General features: G+C 67.2%; 13 protein-coding genes and 1 tRNA gene. 8 read left to right on the plus strand and 6 right to left on the minus strand.

The window, feature by feature from the left end:
• Positions 1-2: 2 nt before the first annotated feature.
• On the plus strand, positions 3-1049 hold the full coding sequence (locus HMP09_RS13025) for an MBL fold metallo-hydrolase (protein WP_176500708.1): 1047 nt from the start codon (positions 3-5) through the stop codon (positions 1047-1049).
• A gap of 201 nt (positions 1050-1250) precedes the next feature.
• On the opposite strand, the gene HMP09_RS13030 is transcribed toward HMP09_RS13025, so the two are convergent.
• The gene (locus tag HMP09_RS13030) at positions 1251-1988 is read right to left on the minus strand and encodes a uracil-DNA glycosylase (RefSeq protein WP_176500709.1); all 738 of its coding nucleotides are present in this window, start codon (positions 1986-1988) and stop codon (positions 1251-1253) included.
• A 22-nt stretch (positions 1989-2010) separates the two neighbouring features.
• Here HMP09_RS13030 and folK point away from each other — a divergent pair, with 22 nt between their 5' ends.
• From folK to HMP09_RS13045, 3 genes are all read left to right on the plus strand, one after another.
• Complete coding sequence (gene folK / locus HMP09_RS13035; RefSeq protein ID WP_176500710.1) at positions 2011-2520, plus strand: 2-amino-4-hydroxy-6-hydroxymethyldihydropteridine diphosphokinase; 510 nt, start codon at positions 2011-2013, stop codon at positions 2518-2520.
• Between the two features lie 21 nt (positions 2521-2541).
• Positions 2542-2617, plus strand: a tRNA-Lys gene (locus HMP09_RS13040).
• Positions 2618-2772: 155 nt separating this feature from the next.
• On the plus strand, positions 2773-3294 hold the full coding sequence (locus HMP09_RS13045; protein ID WP_176500711.1) for a phosphatase PAP2 family protein: 522 nt from the start codon (positions 2773-2775) through the stop codon (positions 3292-3294).
• Here the strand turns inward: HMP09_RS13045 and HMP09_RS13050 are convergent.
• Positions 3274-4107, minus strand: coding sequence for an HpcH/HpaI aldolase/citrate lyase family protein (locus HMP09_RS13050; protein ID WP_176500712.1), 834 nt, complete (start codon positions 4105-4107; stop codon positions 3274-3276). The two genes, HMP09_RS13045 and HMP09_RS13050, sit on opposite strands and share 21 nt — an antisense overlap.
• Positions 4104-5084, minus strand: coding sequence for a UDP-glucose 4-epimerase GalE (gene galE, locus HMP09_RS13055; protein ID WP_176501771.1), 981 nt, complete (start codon positions 5082-5084; stop codon positions 4104-4106). The genes HMP09_RS13050 and galE overlap by 4 nt, the downstream gene beginning before the upstream one ends.
• A gap of 92 nt (positions 5085-5176) precedes the next feature.
• On the opposite strand from galE, the gene msrA reads away from it, so the two are divergent.
• The gene (gene msrA, locus HMP09_RS13060) at positions 5177-5719 is read left to right on the plus strand and encodes a peptide-methionine (S)-S-oxide reductase MsrA (protein ID WP_197942432.1); all 543 of its coding nucleotides are present in this window, start codon (positions 5177-5179) and stop codon (positions 5717-5719) included.
• 97 nt (positions 5720-5816) lie between these two features.
• On the opposite strand, the gene HMP09_RS13065 is transcribed toward msrA, so the two are convergent.
• Positions 5817-6827 carry an L-threonylcarbamoyladenylate synthase gene (locus HMP09_RS13065; RefSeq protein ID WP_176500714.1) on the minus strand — a complete coding sequence of 337 codons (1011 nt, stop codon included), beginning with the start codon at positions 6825-6827 and terminating at the stop codon, positions 5817-5819.
• A gap of 46 nt (positions 6828-6873) precedes the next feature.
• On the opposite strand from HMP09_RS13065, the gene HMP09_RS13070 reads away from it, so the two are divergent.
• Both HMP09_RS13070 and HMP09_RS13075 read left to right on the plus strand, forming a co-directional pair.
• A complete protein-coding gene (locus HMP09_RS13070; protein WP_176500715.1) occupies positions 6874-8586 on the plus strand; it encodes an acyl-CoA dehydrogenase in 1713 nt (570 codons plus the stop codon).
• 262 nt (positions 8587-8848) lie between these two features.
• The gene (locus HMP09_RS13075) at positions 8849-9664 is read left to right on the plus strand and encodes an arylamine N-acetyltransferase family protein (protein WP_176500716.1); all 816 of its coding nucleotides are present in this window, start codon (positions 8849-8851) and stop codon (positions 9662-9664) included.
• 359 nt (positions 9665-10023) lie between these two features.
• Here the strand turns inward: HMP09_RS13075 and HMP09_RS13080 are convergent, their stop codons facing one another.
• Positions 10024-10380 carry a GntR family transcriptional regulator gene (locus HMP09_RS13080; protein ID WP_176500717.1) on the minus strand — a complete coding sequence of 119 codons (357 nt, stop codon included), beginning with the start codon at positions 10378-10380 and terminating at the stop codon, positions 10024-10026.
• Positions 10381-10417: 37 nt separating this feature from the next.
• A complete protein-coding gene (locus HMP09_RS13085; protein ID WP_176500718.1) occupies positions 10418-10993 on the minus strand; it encodes a nitroreductase family protein in 576 nt (191 codons plus the stop codon).
• A 117-nt stretch (positions 10994-11110) separates the two neighbouring features.
• Between HMP09_RS13085 and HMP09_RS13090 the strand changes: the two genes are divergently transcribed.
• Complete coding sequence (locus tag HMP09_RS13090; protein WP_176500719.1) at positions 11111-12904, plus strand: peptide MFS transporter; 1794 nt, start codon at positions 11111-11113, stop codon at positions 12902-12904.
• Positions 12905-12974: the final 70 nt, after the last annotated feature.

The raw sequence follows: 12974 nt of genomic DNA on the forward strand, positions 1-12974 counted from the left end.
CCATGACGTTACGCGACGCTCGCTATCTTTTGCTGCCGCTGGTTGCCCTGCTCGCCGGCTGCGCGACGCCGTCCGTCAAGAGCTTCCCCCAAAGCGATCACTTCAACGGCACGCGCTTCTTCAACCCGGACGGCGTGCAGGGCAGCACCGGCGAGCAGAAACAGGGCCCGGTCGCGCTGCTGCGCAATCTGGTGAAGCCGCCTTATCGAAGCTGGCCCGAAGTCCCCGTCACCCCGTCGCGGCCGCCGGCGCATGTCGACGGCCGGACGATGCGCGTCACCTGGATCGGCCATTCGACCGTGCTGGTGCAGACGCAGGGGCTCAACATCCTGACCGATCCGATGTGGCTCGAACGCTCGTCACCGGTGCAGTTCCTCGGCGTGAAGCGCGTCCGCGCGCCCGGCGTGCGGCTGGAGGACCTGCCCAAGATCGACATGATCCTACTCAGCCACGATCACCGCGACCATCTCGACATGCACGCGATGCGCCGGCTGTGGCACCGCGACAAACCGCTGATCGTGACCGGCCTCGGCAACGACCAGATCCTCGCACGGAACGGCGTCCATGCGGAAGCGCGCGACTGGGGCGGGCGGGTCACGCTTCGTCCCGGCATCGACGTGATCGTCGCGCGCGCACATCACTGGAGCCAATACGACCCCGGCGACCGCGACACGACCTTATGGGCGGGGTTCACCGTGACGCTGCCCGGCGGCAACCTGTATTTCGCGGGCGACACCGGACCCGGCGACATGCTCTGGGCAACCGAGGCGCGCCGCGCAGGGCCGGTCCGCCTCGCGATCCTGCCGATCGGCGCATATCATTTCGCAGGCCACGAGACGGACAATCACATCGGGCCGGACCAGGCGGTGACCGCGTTCGAACAGCTCGGCGCGGCCTATGCGATCGGCGTCCACTGGGGCACGTTCGAACTGACCGCGGAAGGGATCAACGAGCCGCCCGATCACCTCCGCGCGGCGCTGATCCGCGAGCACATCGCCGCGGACCGCTTTCGGACGCCCGAAGCCGGCGAGGCCTGGGTGATCGAGTAGAGTCTACAGCACCCATTACCCCCGACTCCACCGTTTCCCACCTCCCCGGCGGAGGCCGGGGTCCAGTTGGTGAACGCTGCTAACTGAACGGTACGCCCCGTTACAGCGACCTTCCCAACTGGACCCCGGCCTCCGCCGGGGAGGTGTAGAAGTGCCTAGCGTCCGATCACGGTCCAGTACCCGCTCAGCTTGCCCCTCGTCTCAAATCGTCTCGCGCAACGCCAGCGCCCGCGCGAAGACCGCGTCGAACATCTCCGCAGTCAACACGCCGGTATTCACGTTGTAGCGCGAGCAATGGAAGCTATCGATCAGGATGCGGCCATCGGGCATCACATGCTCCGCCCCATGCGCAAAGCGCGCCTTGGGCAACCGTCCACCCAGCATCTTCACCGCAGACTGATGCGCAATATGCCCCAGCGCCACGAACACGCGCGCGGTCGGCACCGCGTCCGCCTGCGTCTCGAGAAACGGCCGGCAGGTCCGGATTTCTTCCGGGGTCGGCTTGTTCTCGGGTGGCAGGCACTTCACCGCGTTGAGGATGATCGCGCCGTCGAGCGCCAGACCGTCCTCGGCCTTGGCGCCATAGGTGCCGGTCGCGAGCCCGAACCGCCCGAGCGTCTCGTACAGGAACTGCCCCGCATAATCGCCGGTAAACGCGCGGCCCGTGCGGTTCGCGCCATGCTTGCCGGGCGCGAGGCCGATGATGCCGAGCCACGCCGCCGGATCGCCGAACGCGGGGACGGGGGCGTTCCACCAGGTCGGGAACTCGGTCCGCAATTGCTCGCGCACCCCGACGAGGCGGGGGCAGAGCGGGCAATCATGCGGCGGCTCGGTCTCGGGCAGCGCAGATACGGGCGCGAAGACGGTCGTGACGTCGATCTCGTCGGCCGAGCCGATCGCGGCGTCGGGAAGCGCGGAAGCGTAAGGTGTGGAATCCATGGGATTGCGCTAGGCGGACGAAATGTCGCCTGCAACCCCGCTCCCGCCGATCGCACAGGCCGCAACCACCTACGCCATCGCGCTCGGCTCCAACCGACGCGGCCGCCACGGGAGCCCCGAGCGCGAGATCGCCGCCGCGCTGAAGGCACTCGGCGACGTCGTCGCACGATCGCCGACCGTCACCAGCGCACCGCTTGGGCCGTCGAACCGCCGCTACGCCAACGCCGTCGCGCTGATCGAGACGCCGGAGACTCCGGCGGCGCTGCTCGTCCGCCTCAAACGGATCGAACGCAGCTTCGGTCGCCGCCCCGGCCGCCGCTGGGGCAGTCGCGTGATCGACCTCGACATCATCCTCTGGTCGGGTGGCGCCTGGTCGTCGCCGGGTCTTACCGTGCCGCACGCCGCCTTCCGCACCCGCGGCTTCGTGCTCGGCCCCCTTGCCGGCCTCGTCCCGAAATGGCGCGATCCGCTGACGGGCAGAACGATACGGCAATTGGCGCAATCGGTTGACCGAAAGCGGCCACGCGATTAGGTGCGCGGTCCACGATGGCGGGGGTCCGTAGCTCAGTTGGTAGAGCAAGCGACTTTTAATCGAGAGGTCCCGGGTTCGAGCCCCGGCGGACCCACCATCGATTCCTCGGGCGATGCGCCGAGCAGGTCGCGGCATGTCCCGGCGATTCTTGCCGGCGCATCGGTTGCCGCCGTCGGCATTATCCTGATCCTCCTCGTCGGTCTCGCCGTCGATCACTGGCCGTTCGCGTTCGACCGCGCGATCATCCTCGGCTTGCGCGCGTGGCATGGCCCGTCCTGGCTGCCCAACGTCGCGATCGACGTCACCGCGCTCGGCGGCGGCATCGTGCTGACGCTCGTCGTGGTCGTCGTCACCGGGTTGCTGATCGTCCAGCGACTCTGGCTGACTGCGCTGGCGACGCTGGCGGCGAGCATCACCGGCGGGCTGATCGTCGATTTCGTCAAGGCGCAGGTCAACCGCCCGCGTCCCGACATCGTCGAACACCTCGTCACCGTGTCGAACATGAGCTTCCCCAGCGGGCATTCCGCCAACAGCGCGATCGTCTATCTCACGCTTGCTGGCCTGGCGTCGCAGGTCACGGAGAACCGCGCGACCAGACGGTATCTGCTCGTCGTCGCGATCCTGCTGGTCGGCGCGATCGGGTGCAGCCGCGTGTATCTCGGCGTGCACTGGCCGAGCGACGTGCTGGCCGGGTGGAGCTTCGGCACGCTGTGGGCGCTCGCCTGGTGGCTGGCGACCGCGCGCGTACGCGCCTCAATCGGCGGCGAGCGCTAGCAGCGCCTTCGCCGCCTTCAGATGCGGCGCGTCGACCATCTTGCCCTCCATCTGCAGCGCGCCCGCGCCCGGATTGGCGGCGAACAGGTCGACGATCGCCTGAGCGTTGGCGCGTTCTTCGGCCGACGGCGTGAACGCGGCGTTGATCACCGCGACCTGGCTCGGGTGGATCGCCATCATGCCCGTGAAGCCGTCGCGCCGCCCCCGCGCGGCATAGGCGGCAAGCCCGTCGAGATCGCGGAAATCGGGATAGACCGTCTCGATCGCCGCCACCCCCGCGGCATGCGCGCCGAACAGCGTCAGCGACCGCGCGAGCTGATACGGCGCGGTGTACGATCCGTCCGCCTCGCGCGAGGTGGCCGCTCCGATCGCGGCGGGCAGATCCTCCGCGCCCCAGGTCAGCCCGACGAGCCGGTTCGTGACACCGCCATAGCTGCCGAGCGTGAAGATCGCCGCGGGCGTTTCGGTGGCGATCGGCAGGATCAGGGTGTCGCCGCTCAGCTTGGCGTCGAGCGCGGTGAGGCTGGCCGCGCCTTCCGCCTTGGGCAGCACGATGCCATCCGGCTTGCCCGCCAGCACCGCCGCAAGGTCGTCGTCCGCCAACCCCGAATCGAGCGGATTGATCCGCACGAACAGCGGCACCGTCCGCGGCTGGGCGAGGGCCGCGGCGACATGCGCGCGCGCCGCGGCCTTGCCCGCAGGTGCAACCGAATCCTCCAGATCGAGGATCAGCGCGTCCGCCCCCAGCCCGAGCGCCTTGACCATCCGCTCGGGCCGGTCGCCCGGCACGAACAGGAGCGAGCGGAGTCTCACCGGCCCTTCTCCGCCAGCGCCCGCTCCCACGCCAGCGCATCGCGGACGATCCGGTCGAGATCGGCGTGACGCGGCGTCCAGTCGAGCCGTTCCAGCATCGCGCGATTGTCCGACACCAGCATCGCCGGATCGCCCGCGCGACGCCCTTCGAGACGCCGCTCGATCGTTCTGTTCGTGACCTTGTCGACCGCATCGAGCACCTCGAGCACCGAGAAGCCCTTGCCGTAGCCGGCGTTGAGCGTGTGGCTCTCGGCCGGTTCGGCAACCAGGACTTCCAATGCGGCGACATGCGCGGCGGCAAGGTCGGTGACGTGGATATAGTCGCGCACGCCGGTGCCATCAGGCGTGGCGAAGTCGGTTCCGTAGACGCCGACATGGCCGCGCTTGCCGGTGGCCGCCTCGACCGCGATCTTGATCAGGTGCGTCGCGCCGACGGTCGACTGGCCGCTGCGCCCCTGCGGATCCGCACCCGCGACGTTGAAGTATCGCAGCGCCGCGTAGTTCATCGGGTGTGCCGTGGCGACGTCGCGCAGCATCGCCTCGGTCATCAGCTTCGACATGCCGTACGGGTTGATCGGCACGGTCGGATCGCCCTCCGCGACCGGCACCTTCTCGGGCGTGCCATAGGTCGCGGCGGTCGACGAGAAGATGAAGTGGGGGACATGCTCGACGACTGCGCTCTCGATCAGCGCGCGGCTGGCGGCGGTGTTGTTGCGGTAATATTTGAGCGGATCGCTGACGGACTCGGGGACCACCACCGAGCCGGCGAAATGCATGATCGCGCGGACGCCGTGCGTCCGGATCGCCGCGCGTACCTTCGCGTCGTCGGCGACGTTCGCCTCGACCAACGTAGCGCGGCGATCGACCGCCCAGTCGAACCCGGTGACGAGGTTGTCGAGCACGACGACGTCATACCCGGCGTCGAGCAGCGCCAGCACCGCATGGCTGCCGATATAGCCGGCACCGCCGGTGACCATAACCTTACCATCGAGCTTTGGGCCGTCGACCACGTGCGTCTCCTCTTTGTTGTGGGGTAGCGACTTCCTATCTTGGGAGAAAGGAGATCGTGATGACGGATTATGTAACGCTGGCCGGCGGCTGCTTCTGGTGCACCGAGGCTGTGTTCAAGGACGTGATCGGCGTAAAGAGCGCCGAGAGCGGGTATATCGGCGGGCACGTGCCCAACCCGACCTACAAGCAGGTCTGCGGAGGCGACACCGGGCACGCCGAGGCGATCCGGATCGGCTTCGATCCCGAGCAACTGAAGCTCGGCGACCTGCTCGACATCTTCTTCGCGACGCACGACGCGACGACGCTGAACCGGCAGGGCAACGACGTCGGCACGCAGTATCGCTCGGCGATGTTCCCGGCGGACGATGCGCAGAAGGCGGAGATGCAGGCGGCACTCGAACGTGCGCAGGCAGACTCGCCCAAGCCGATCGTCACCACCATCGAGCCGATGGATACGTGGTACGAGGCCGAGGGCTATCACCAGGATTACTGGGAAACCTCGGGCCGCTCGAACCCATACTGCATGGCGGTGATCCCGCCCAAGCTGCAGAAGCTGCGCAAGAGCTTCGCGGCACGGTCGAAGGCGGCCGTTAACGCGTAACGACGAGAGAGTAGCCGTTCCCCCGCGGACGCGGGGGCCCACCTAAATACCGTAGCGCCGTCAGACCCTGGACCCCCGCCTGCGCGGGGGAACAGCATCAACGGTGTGCGGCGCGGCGCAGGCGGTCGTTGATCGCCTCGCCGATACCGTCGAGCGGGATCGGCGCGATGGCAATGCGTGGGCAGGCGTTTGCGTCGGCAGCGTGAAGCAGATCGAACAGCCGCGCCGCCGCCTCGATCGGGTCACCCGATGCCGACAGCGTGACATCCCCCAAGACGCTGCCAAAACCGATTAGCCACTCGTCCGAAGCTGTCTCGGTAGCATTCAATCTCAGCGACTTGCTCGGCGCGTAATGGCTCTCAAGCTGCCCCGGCGCCGTCACCCCATTTTCACACCCCCCCGGCGAAGGCCGGGGCCCAGTTGGGGGACGGCCATGATGCACGTCGCGCCCAGTTACATCCGACGTTCCAATTGGGCCCCGGCCGTCGCCGGGGAGGTGCAGCGCGATCATCTCCGAAGTAATCGGCCCCGGCCGCAACACCGTCCGCCCCGCCACGATCGTCGACTCCAACCCAGCCTCGGTCGCCCCGTCGTCGATAATCAACGGCACGTTCCCCCCCAAACTCCCCGCCACATGTGCGGCCGTGGTCGGACTGATCTCCCCGCTCGCATTGGCCGACGGCGCCGCCAACGGCCGGCCCGAAGCCGCAATCACTCCCTGCATCGCGCGATGCCGCGGCACCCGTATCGCGATCGTCGCCAGCCCCGCGGTCACCAGCGAAGCGATCCCCGAATCCCCCCGCACCGGCAGCACCAGCGTCAGCGGCCCCGGCCAGAACGCCGCGGCCAGCGCGCGCGCGTCGGCGTCGAACACCGCGATCCGCTCCGCCGCCGCCAGATCGGCGACATGCACGATCAACGGATTGAAACTCGGACGGCCCTTGGCCGCATAGATCCGCGCCACCGCCTCGGCATTCGTCGCGTCCGCGGCGAGCCCGTACACCGTCTCGGTCGGCACCGCGACGATCCCGCCGTCGCGAATCAGCGCGGCGGCCTCGGCGACCGCGGCCGTGCCGTACGGTAAAATCACTGGGTGTGGACGGGTCATTCTGAAGGCCTATAGCGGGCGCAAAGCATAGCGATAAGAGGATGCGATGGCCTTCACCCCAGCAACCACCGAACAGCGTTTCGTGCTCGACCATGTCGTGCGGATCGCCGAACTCGCGAATACCGAACGCTACTCCGCCGCCAGCGACGACGTCGTCGACGCGGTCCTGGAAGGCGTCGGCCAGCTCGCCGCCGGCGAATGGGCGCCGCTCAACCGCACCGGCGACACCGTCGGCGCAAAGTGGACCCCCGACGGCGTCGTCATGCCCGACGGCTTCGCGCAGGCGTACAAGGATTATGTCGAGGGCGGCTGGGGCACGATCGGCGTCGAGGAAGAATGGGGCGGGCAGGGCCTCCCCTTCGCGATCCAGACCGCGGTGCTCGACACATTGGGTTCGGCGAACATGGGTTTCGCGCTCTGCCCGACGCTGACCGTTGGCGCGATCGAGGCGCTCCAGCATCACGGCAGCCCCGAACAGCAGGCGCTGTACTTGCCCCATCTCGCGACCGGCGAATGGACCGGCACGATGAACCTGACCGAGCCGCAGGCAGGCTCCGACGTCGGCGCGCTCCGCGCAACCGCGACGCCACTTGGCGACGGCAAATGGTCGATCAAGGGCACCAAGATCTACATCTCGTTCGGCGATCACGACATGGCGCCGAACATCGTCCACCTCGTCCTCGCCCGCACCCCCGGTGCCCCCGCCGGGACCAAGGGCATCTCGCTGTTCCTCGTGCCCAAATACCGGCTGCAGGACGACGGTACCCCGGGCGACTTCAACGACGTCCGCGTCGTCTCGATCGAGCACAAGATGGGGCTCCACGCCTCGCCGACCTGCGTGCTGAGCTTCGGCGACAACGATGACTGCGTCGGCGAGCTGATCGGCGCGGAGCTCGGCGGCATCCGCGCGATGTTCACCATGATGAACAACGCGCGCCTCAACGTCGGACTTCAGGGCGTCCAGGTCGCCGAGGGCGCGACGCAGGGCGCGGTCGCCTATGCGCTCGACCGGGTCCAGTCGGCGCGCGCGGGCTCGCCGAACAAGGACTCGGTCAAGATCGTCGAGCATCCCGACGTCCGCCGCATGCTGATGCGGATGAAGGCGCAGACGCAGGCGGCGCGCGCGCTCGTCTATTACGCCGCCGGGCAGGTCGATCGCGCCAATATGGGCGATCACGCCGCGCGCAATCGCCTCGAACTCGTGACCCCGCTCGCCAAGGCGCACGGCACCGATCTGGGCAACGAGGTCGCCAGCCTCGGCATCCAGGTGTTCGGCGGCATGGGCTATGTCGAGGAAACCGGCGCCGCGCAGTATTTCCGCGATGCCCGCATCACGCCGATCTACGAGGGCACCAACGGCATCCAGGCGGCGGATCTGGTCGGTCGCAAGCTGGGCCTGGATAACGGCGGTGCGTTCGCCACCCTGATCGCCGACATCCGCGCCGAGTCGAAGGACGAGCGTCTGCTCGCGCTGGTCGACGCGTGCGAGGCGATCGGGCGTCGCCTGGCGACCGCGGACGCCGACGACAAGCTCGCGGCAAGCTATCCGTTCCTGACGATGCTGTCGGTCGCAACCTGCGGTTGGCTGATGGAGCGGCAGGGCGGTGTAGCGGGCACCGACGACTTCGGCCGGATGAAGGCGGCCTCGGTGCGCTTCTACCTCGACCAGATCGTCCCCGAGGCGATGGGCCTGAACGCGGCGGCGAATGCGAGCGCAGCGGTGCTGTACGCGATCGAAGCAGACCTGTTCGCGGCCTGATCTCCTCCCGGCCCCCCGTCATCCTGACGAAAGTCAGGATCCAGAGCCACGCGCACTAGCGTCCGTGGCTCTGGATCCTGGATCGAGCCCAGGATGACGTAAGTGGAAAGGCCCGGCCTCGTACATTGCCCTCTACCCCCGTCCGATCCTCCACCTTCCGTTCGCCCTGAGCGAAGTCGAAGGGCTGGTCCCACACTCAGGTGCTTCGACTTCGCTCAGCACGAACGGTATGGGGATCAGGAAAAGGGATACAGAAAACCAGATGTTCGACCTCGACGCCTACCTCCTCCGTGTCGCGATGCCCGCAAGGCCGACACTCGACTCGATCGGTCTCGGCCGTCTCCAGCACGCGCACCGCCTTGCCATCCCGTTCGAGGATCTCGACGTCGTGCTCGGCCGCGGCATCGCGATCGACAGCGCATCGGTCTTCGCCAAGCTGGTGACCGCGCGCCGCGGCGGCTATTGCTTCGAGCATAACCGCCTGTTCCTCGACGCGCTCGCCGAGCTCGGCTTCACCGCCCGCCCACTGCTCGCGCGCGTCTGGATCGCCGCGACTGACGTGCCGCCGCAGACCCATACCTTCGCGCTCGTGACGATCGACGGGCAGGACTGGATCGCCGACACCGGTTTCGGCGGCAGCTACACGCCGGTCCTTCCGCTGGCGGACAGTGCCGAGGCGACCGCGCCCGACGGCGCCCGTTTCCGGCTTGAAGCCACCGAAAGCGGCTGGATGCTGCTGCGCGACGGCGATCCCATGACGACGGACGGGCGAGGATCGGGCGACGGGTTCCAGCCGCAATACAGCTTCACGCTAGCACCGGTGTTCGACGCGGATCTCGCAATGTCGAACCACTGGACCTCGACTGCCCCCGCCAGCCGTTTCACGCACACGCCGATCGCCAGCATCGTCCTGCCCAACGGCTTTGCCTCGCTCATCGGGCGGCATTACCGCCGTCGCTCGGGCACCGATACGTCGGTCGGCGAGGTCACCGATCCGCGCGTGTACCGCATCCGCATGAGCCTGTTGTTCGGCATCGACCTGAGCGTCGACGATGTCGCGGCGCTGGGGTTGTTCTAAAGCTCGCGCGCGGTTCCGAATGGTAGACCGTAGACCGTAGACCGTAGACCGTAGACCGTAGACCGTAGATCGTAGACCGTGGCCCACGGGGCACGATCCCCTAGCCCTGAGCCCCGAGCCGCTCCCACCCCACCCCCGTTCGTGCTGAGTAGCGACCGAGTAGTCCCGCAGGGACGTATCGAGGGCGCGTATCGAAGCATGGGTTCCGCGCACCAACCTGTCCTTCGATACGTCCTCTCGATACGCCGCTACGCGACTACTCGATGACTACTCAGGACGAACGGGAGGGCAGGACGAACGGGAGCGGGGAAGAACGAAGAGAAGAGGCAGGACAAGTGCGGCGTTCGATCGCAAGCGTCCTAAGCCTGCTCACGCTCCAGCAGATCACGCGCATCCAGCCCCAGCAACTCGATATGCCCCAAGATCCTGGGCCACTGAGTCGTCACGAAATTCTCGCGCTCGGCTACCCGCAATGCCTCCGCCGCACCCGGCATCACGAACATGCCGACCCCGCGCCGCACCTCGACATACCCATCGTCCTGGAAGCTTTGATACGCCTTGGCGACCGTCAGCGGATTGGCCCCCTGCTCGGCGGCAAACGCGCGGACGGAGGGAAGCTGGTCGCCCGCGCGGTAGTCGCCTCGCAAAATCCCCGCGGCGATCGTGCTGCGAAGGCGGATATATACGGGGCTGTCGTCGCTGCTGAGCGCTGTCATGCTGTTCTAATACAGCAATTAGCTCGAAAGTCGAGCCTCACGAACCCCAGTGCGATACCAGCCGTGCCATATCAGGTCGCGGCCGTTCGTCGAGCGCGCGCGACGGCGTGCCGATGAACAGGAACCCGGCGATCCGCTCGGCAGCCGAGCCGAACGCATCGCGCACCCTGTCCGAATAGGCCGGCCAACCCGTCAGCCAGCCCCCCGCAAATCCCTCCGCATGGACCGCGTGCAGCAGGTTCATGCACGCCGCGCCCGCCGAAAGCTCCTGTTCCCATAGCGGAATCTTGCTCTCCTTCGGCGACGACAGGACGACCACCAAGGTCGGTGCCTGATGCGCGAACTGGTCGAGCGACTCGAGTTCCGTCCGCGACGCCGCGGGCCGTTCCGCCAGATAGGCGTCGGTGATCAGCGTCGACAGCGCCCCCCGGTGCTCCTCACCCACGACCACGAACCGCCACGGCGCCAGCTTGCCATGATCGGGCGTGCGCGCCGCGATCTCCAGGATCGTCGCCAGCTGGTAGGAATCGGGGCCGGGCGCGATCAGGTCGCGCGGCTTTCCCGAGCGGCGGGTGGCGAGCAGCGATAGCGGCGTGGAGCGGTCGTTGAGCATGTTTCGGCAGATAGGCCCTGATGTCCGATATTTACAGGCCGGGCTTTGCCGCTAGGTTGCGCGCCATAACGGCTCCGCGTTCGACGGTGGCCAGGACGAGTATCAGGGAGCGTAAGAATGGTGGACACCCCGACCGCGGATACCCCGCGAGAGCCGGATATCACCCATAGCAACCCGGCCTCCGGCGAAACCTGGTTCGGGCATCCCCGCCAGCTGGCGCGGCTGTTCACCACCGAGGCGTGGGAGCGCTTTGGCTATTACGGCATGCGCGCGCTGCTCACGCTGTATCTCACCAAGCATTTCGTGTTCGGCGACCGCGAGGCGACCGGTCTGTACGGCGGCTACACCGCTCTGGTGTATCTGACGCCGCTTATCGGCGGCTATCTCGCGGACCAGTATCTGGGCTCCAAGCGCGCGGTGAAGTTCGGCGCGATCATCATGGCGCTCGGGTATCTGCTGCTCTGCTTCGGCGGCGAGACCGCCAAGCCTTATGCGACGATCGCCAACCAGCGTTATGCGATCGAGGTCGTCGACCAAGCCGACAGCGAAGTCCGCTATCTCGTCGACGGCGCGAGCCGGTTGAAGATCAAGGGCAATGACGACGGCACCGTCTCGCTGCTCAGCGCCGACGGCTCGACCGCGCGGACGGTGGAGAAGGGCGGCTTCGAGTCCGGCGCGGAACGCAGCAGCTTCTACGTCACGATCATGCTGCTCGCGCTCTGCATGATCTCGGTCGGCAACGGTTTCTTCAAGCCCAACATCTCGACGATGGTCGGCGAGCTCTACGCGCAGGGCGACAAGCGCCGCGATGCCGGGTTCACGATCTTCTACATGGGGATCAACCTCGGCTCGCTGTTCTCGCAATTGCTCTGTCCGTTCCTCGCGGTCGCGGTCGGCTGGTGGGCAGGCTTCGGCCTCGCCGCGGTCGGCATGCTGGCGTCGTGGACGCTGATCCAGTTCGATGGCGGCAAACTGAACGGTTACGGCGAGCCGCCGGTGCGCACCGGCCCCGATCGCGCGCTCGGCATCTATGCGCTCGCGCTGCTCGGCATCCCGATCTTCTACCTGCTGTTCGTCAACCTGATGAACGCCGAGCCGCCGGTCCCCGGATCGGGGATCGTCGGCTATATCGTCTCACTGTCGCTGATGGGCAAATTGCTGTTCGGCACGTTCCTGATCGCGGTGCCGGGCATCCTGATCTGGTCGTTCGTGAACGGCGAGCGGCGCGAGTTCCAGATGATGCTCGCGGCGATGGTCCTGATCGTGTTCAACGTCGTGTTCTGGACGCTGTTCGAGCAAGCGGGCTCGAGCCTCACGCTGTTTGCGGATCGCAACACCGATCTCAGCGTCTTCGGCCTGTTCAGCATCTCGGCCGGCCAGACGCAGTTCTTCAACGCGTTCTTCATCGTCGCGCTGGCACCGGTGATGTCGATCCTGTGGACCAAGCTGGCCGCCAAGGGCATCGAGCCGTCGATCCCGGTCAAGTTCGGCATCGCGCTGATCGGCGTCGGCGTCGGCTTCCTGTTCCTCGTCTGGGGCGCGAGCATGGTCGGCCCGTCGTTCAAGGTCGCGATCTGGTGGCTGGCGGGTCTGTACTTCATTCACTCGTTCGCCGAGCTCTGCATCTCGCCGGTCGGGCTCAGCATGATCACCAAGCTGTCCATCGCGCGCGTGGTCGGGCTGATGATGGGCGTGTGGTTCCTGTCGATCTCGGTCGCACAATATGTCGCGGGCGTCGTCGCGCAGGTGGCGAGCGTCGAGACGGTCGGCGGACAGGTGACGAACCTGAAGGTCAGCCTGGACACCTATGCGGGCGTGTTCTGGACGATCGGACTGGTGTCGGCGGGGATCGGCGTCGTGCTGCTGCTGATCTCGCCGCTGATCAAGAAGTGGATGCACGGGGTCCAGTAAGGCCCCGCTTCAATCCTCCCCCGCCAGGGGGAGGTGGCAGGCGCAGCCTGACGGAGGGGGCGGTACACGA

Origin of the sequence: Sphingomonas sp. HMP9, assembly GCF_013374115.1 — a bacterium.
GTDB lineage: Bacteria > Pseudomonadota > Alphaproteobacteria > Sphingomonadales > Sphingomonadaceae > Sphingomonas.

Excerpts from the sequence above, each read along its gene's own strand:
- galE (WP_176501771.1), bottom strand. The coding sequence starts at position 5,084 with ATGGTCACCGGCGGTGCCGGCTATATCGGCAGCCATGCGGTGCTGGCG.
- HMP09_RS13030 (WP_176500709.1), bottom strand. The coding sequence starts at position 1,988 with ATGGATTCCACACCTTACGCTTCCGCGCTTCCCGACGCCGCGATCGGC.
- folK (WP_176500710.1), top strand. The coding sequence starts at position 2,011 with ATGTCGCCTGCAACCCCGCTCCCGCCGATCGCACAGGCCGCAACCACC.
- HMP09_RS13085 (WP_176500718.1), bottom strand. The coding sequence starts at position 10,993 with ATGCTCAACGACCGCTCCACGCCGCTATCGCTGCTCGCCACCCGCCGC.
- HMP09_RS13090 (WP_176500719.1), top strand. The coding sequence starts at position 11,111 with ATGGTGGACACCCCGACCGCGGATACCCCGCGAGAGCCGGATATCACC.
- msrA (WP_197942432.1), top strand. The coding sequence starts at position 5,177 with ATGACGGATTATGTAACGCTGGCCGGCGGCTGCTTCTGGTGCACCGAG.
- HMP09_RS13075 (WP_176500716.1), top strand. The coding sequence starts at position 8,849 with ATGTTCGACCTCGACGCCTACCTCCTCCGTGTCGCGATGCCCGCAAGG.
- HMP09_RS13070 (WP_176500715.1), top strand. The coding sequence starts at position 6,874 with ATGGCCTTCACCCCAGCAACCACCGAACAGCGTTTCGTGCTCGACCAT.
- HMP09_RS13025 (WP_176500708.1), top strand. The coding sequence starts at position 3 with ATGACGTTACGCGACGCTCGCTATCTTTTGCTGCCGCTGGTTGCCCTG.
- HMP09_RS13065 (WP_176500714.1), bottom strand. The coding sequence starts at position 6,827 with ATGACCCGTCCACACCCAGTGATTTTACCGTACGGCACGGCCGCGGTC.
- HMP09_RS13080 (WP_176500717.1), bottom strand. The coding sequence starts at position 10,380 with ATGACAGCGCTCAGCAGCGACGACAGCCCCGTATATATCCGCCTTCGC.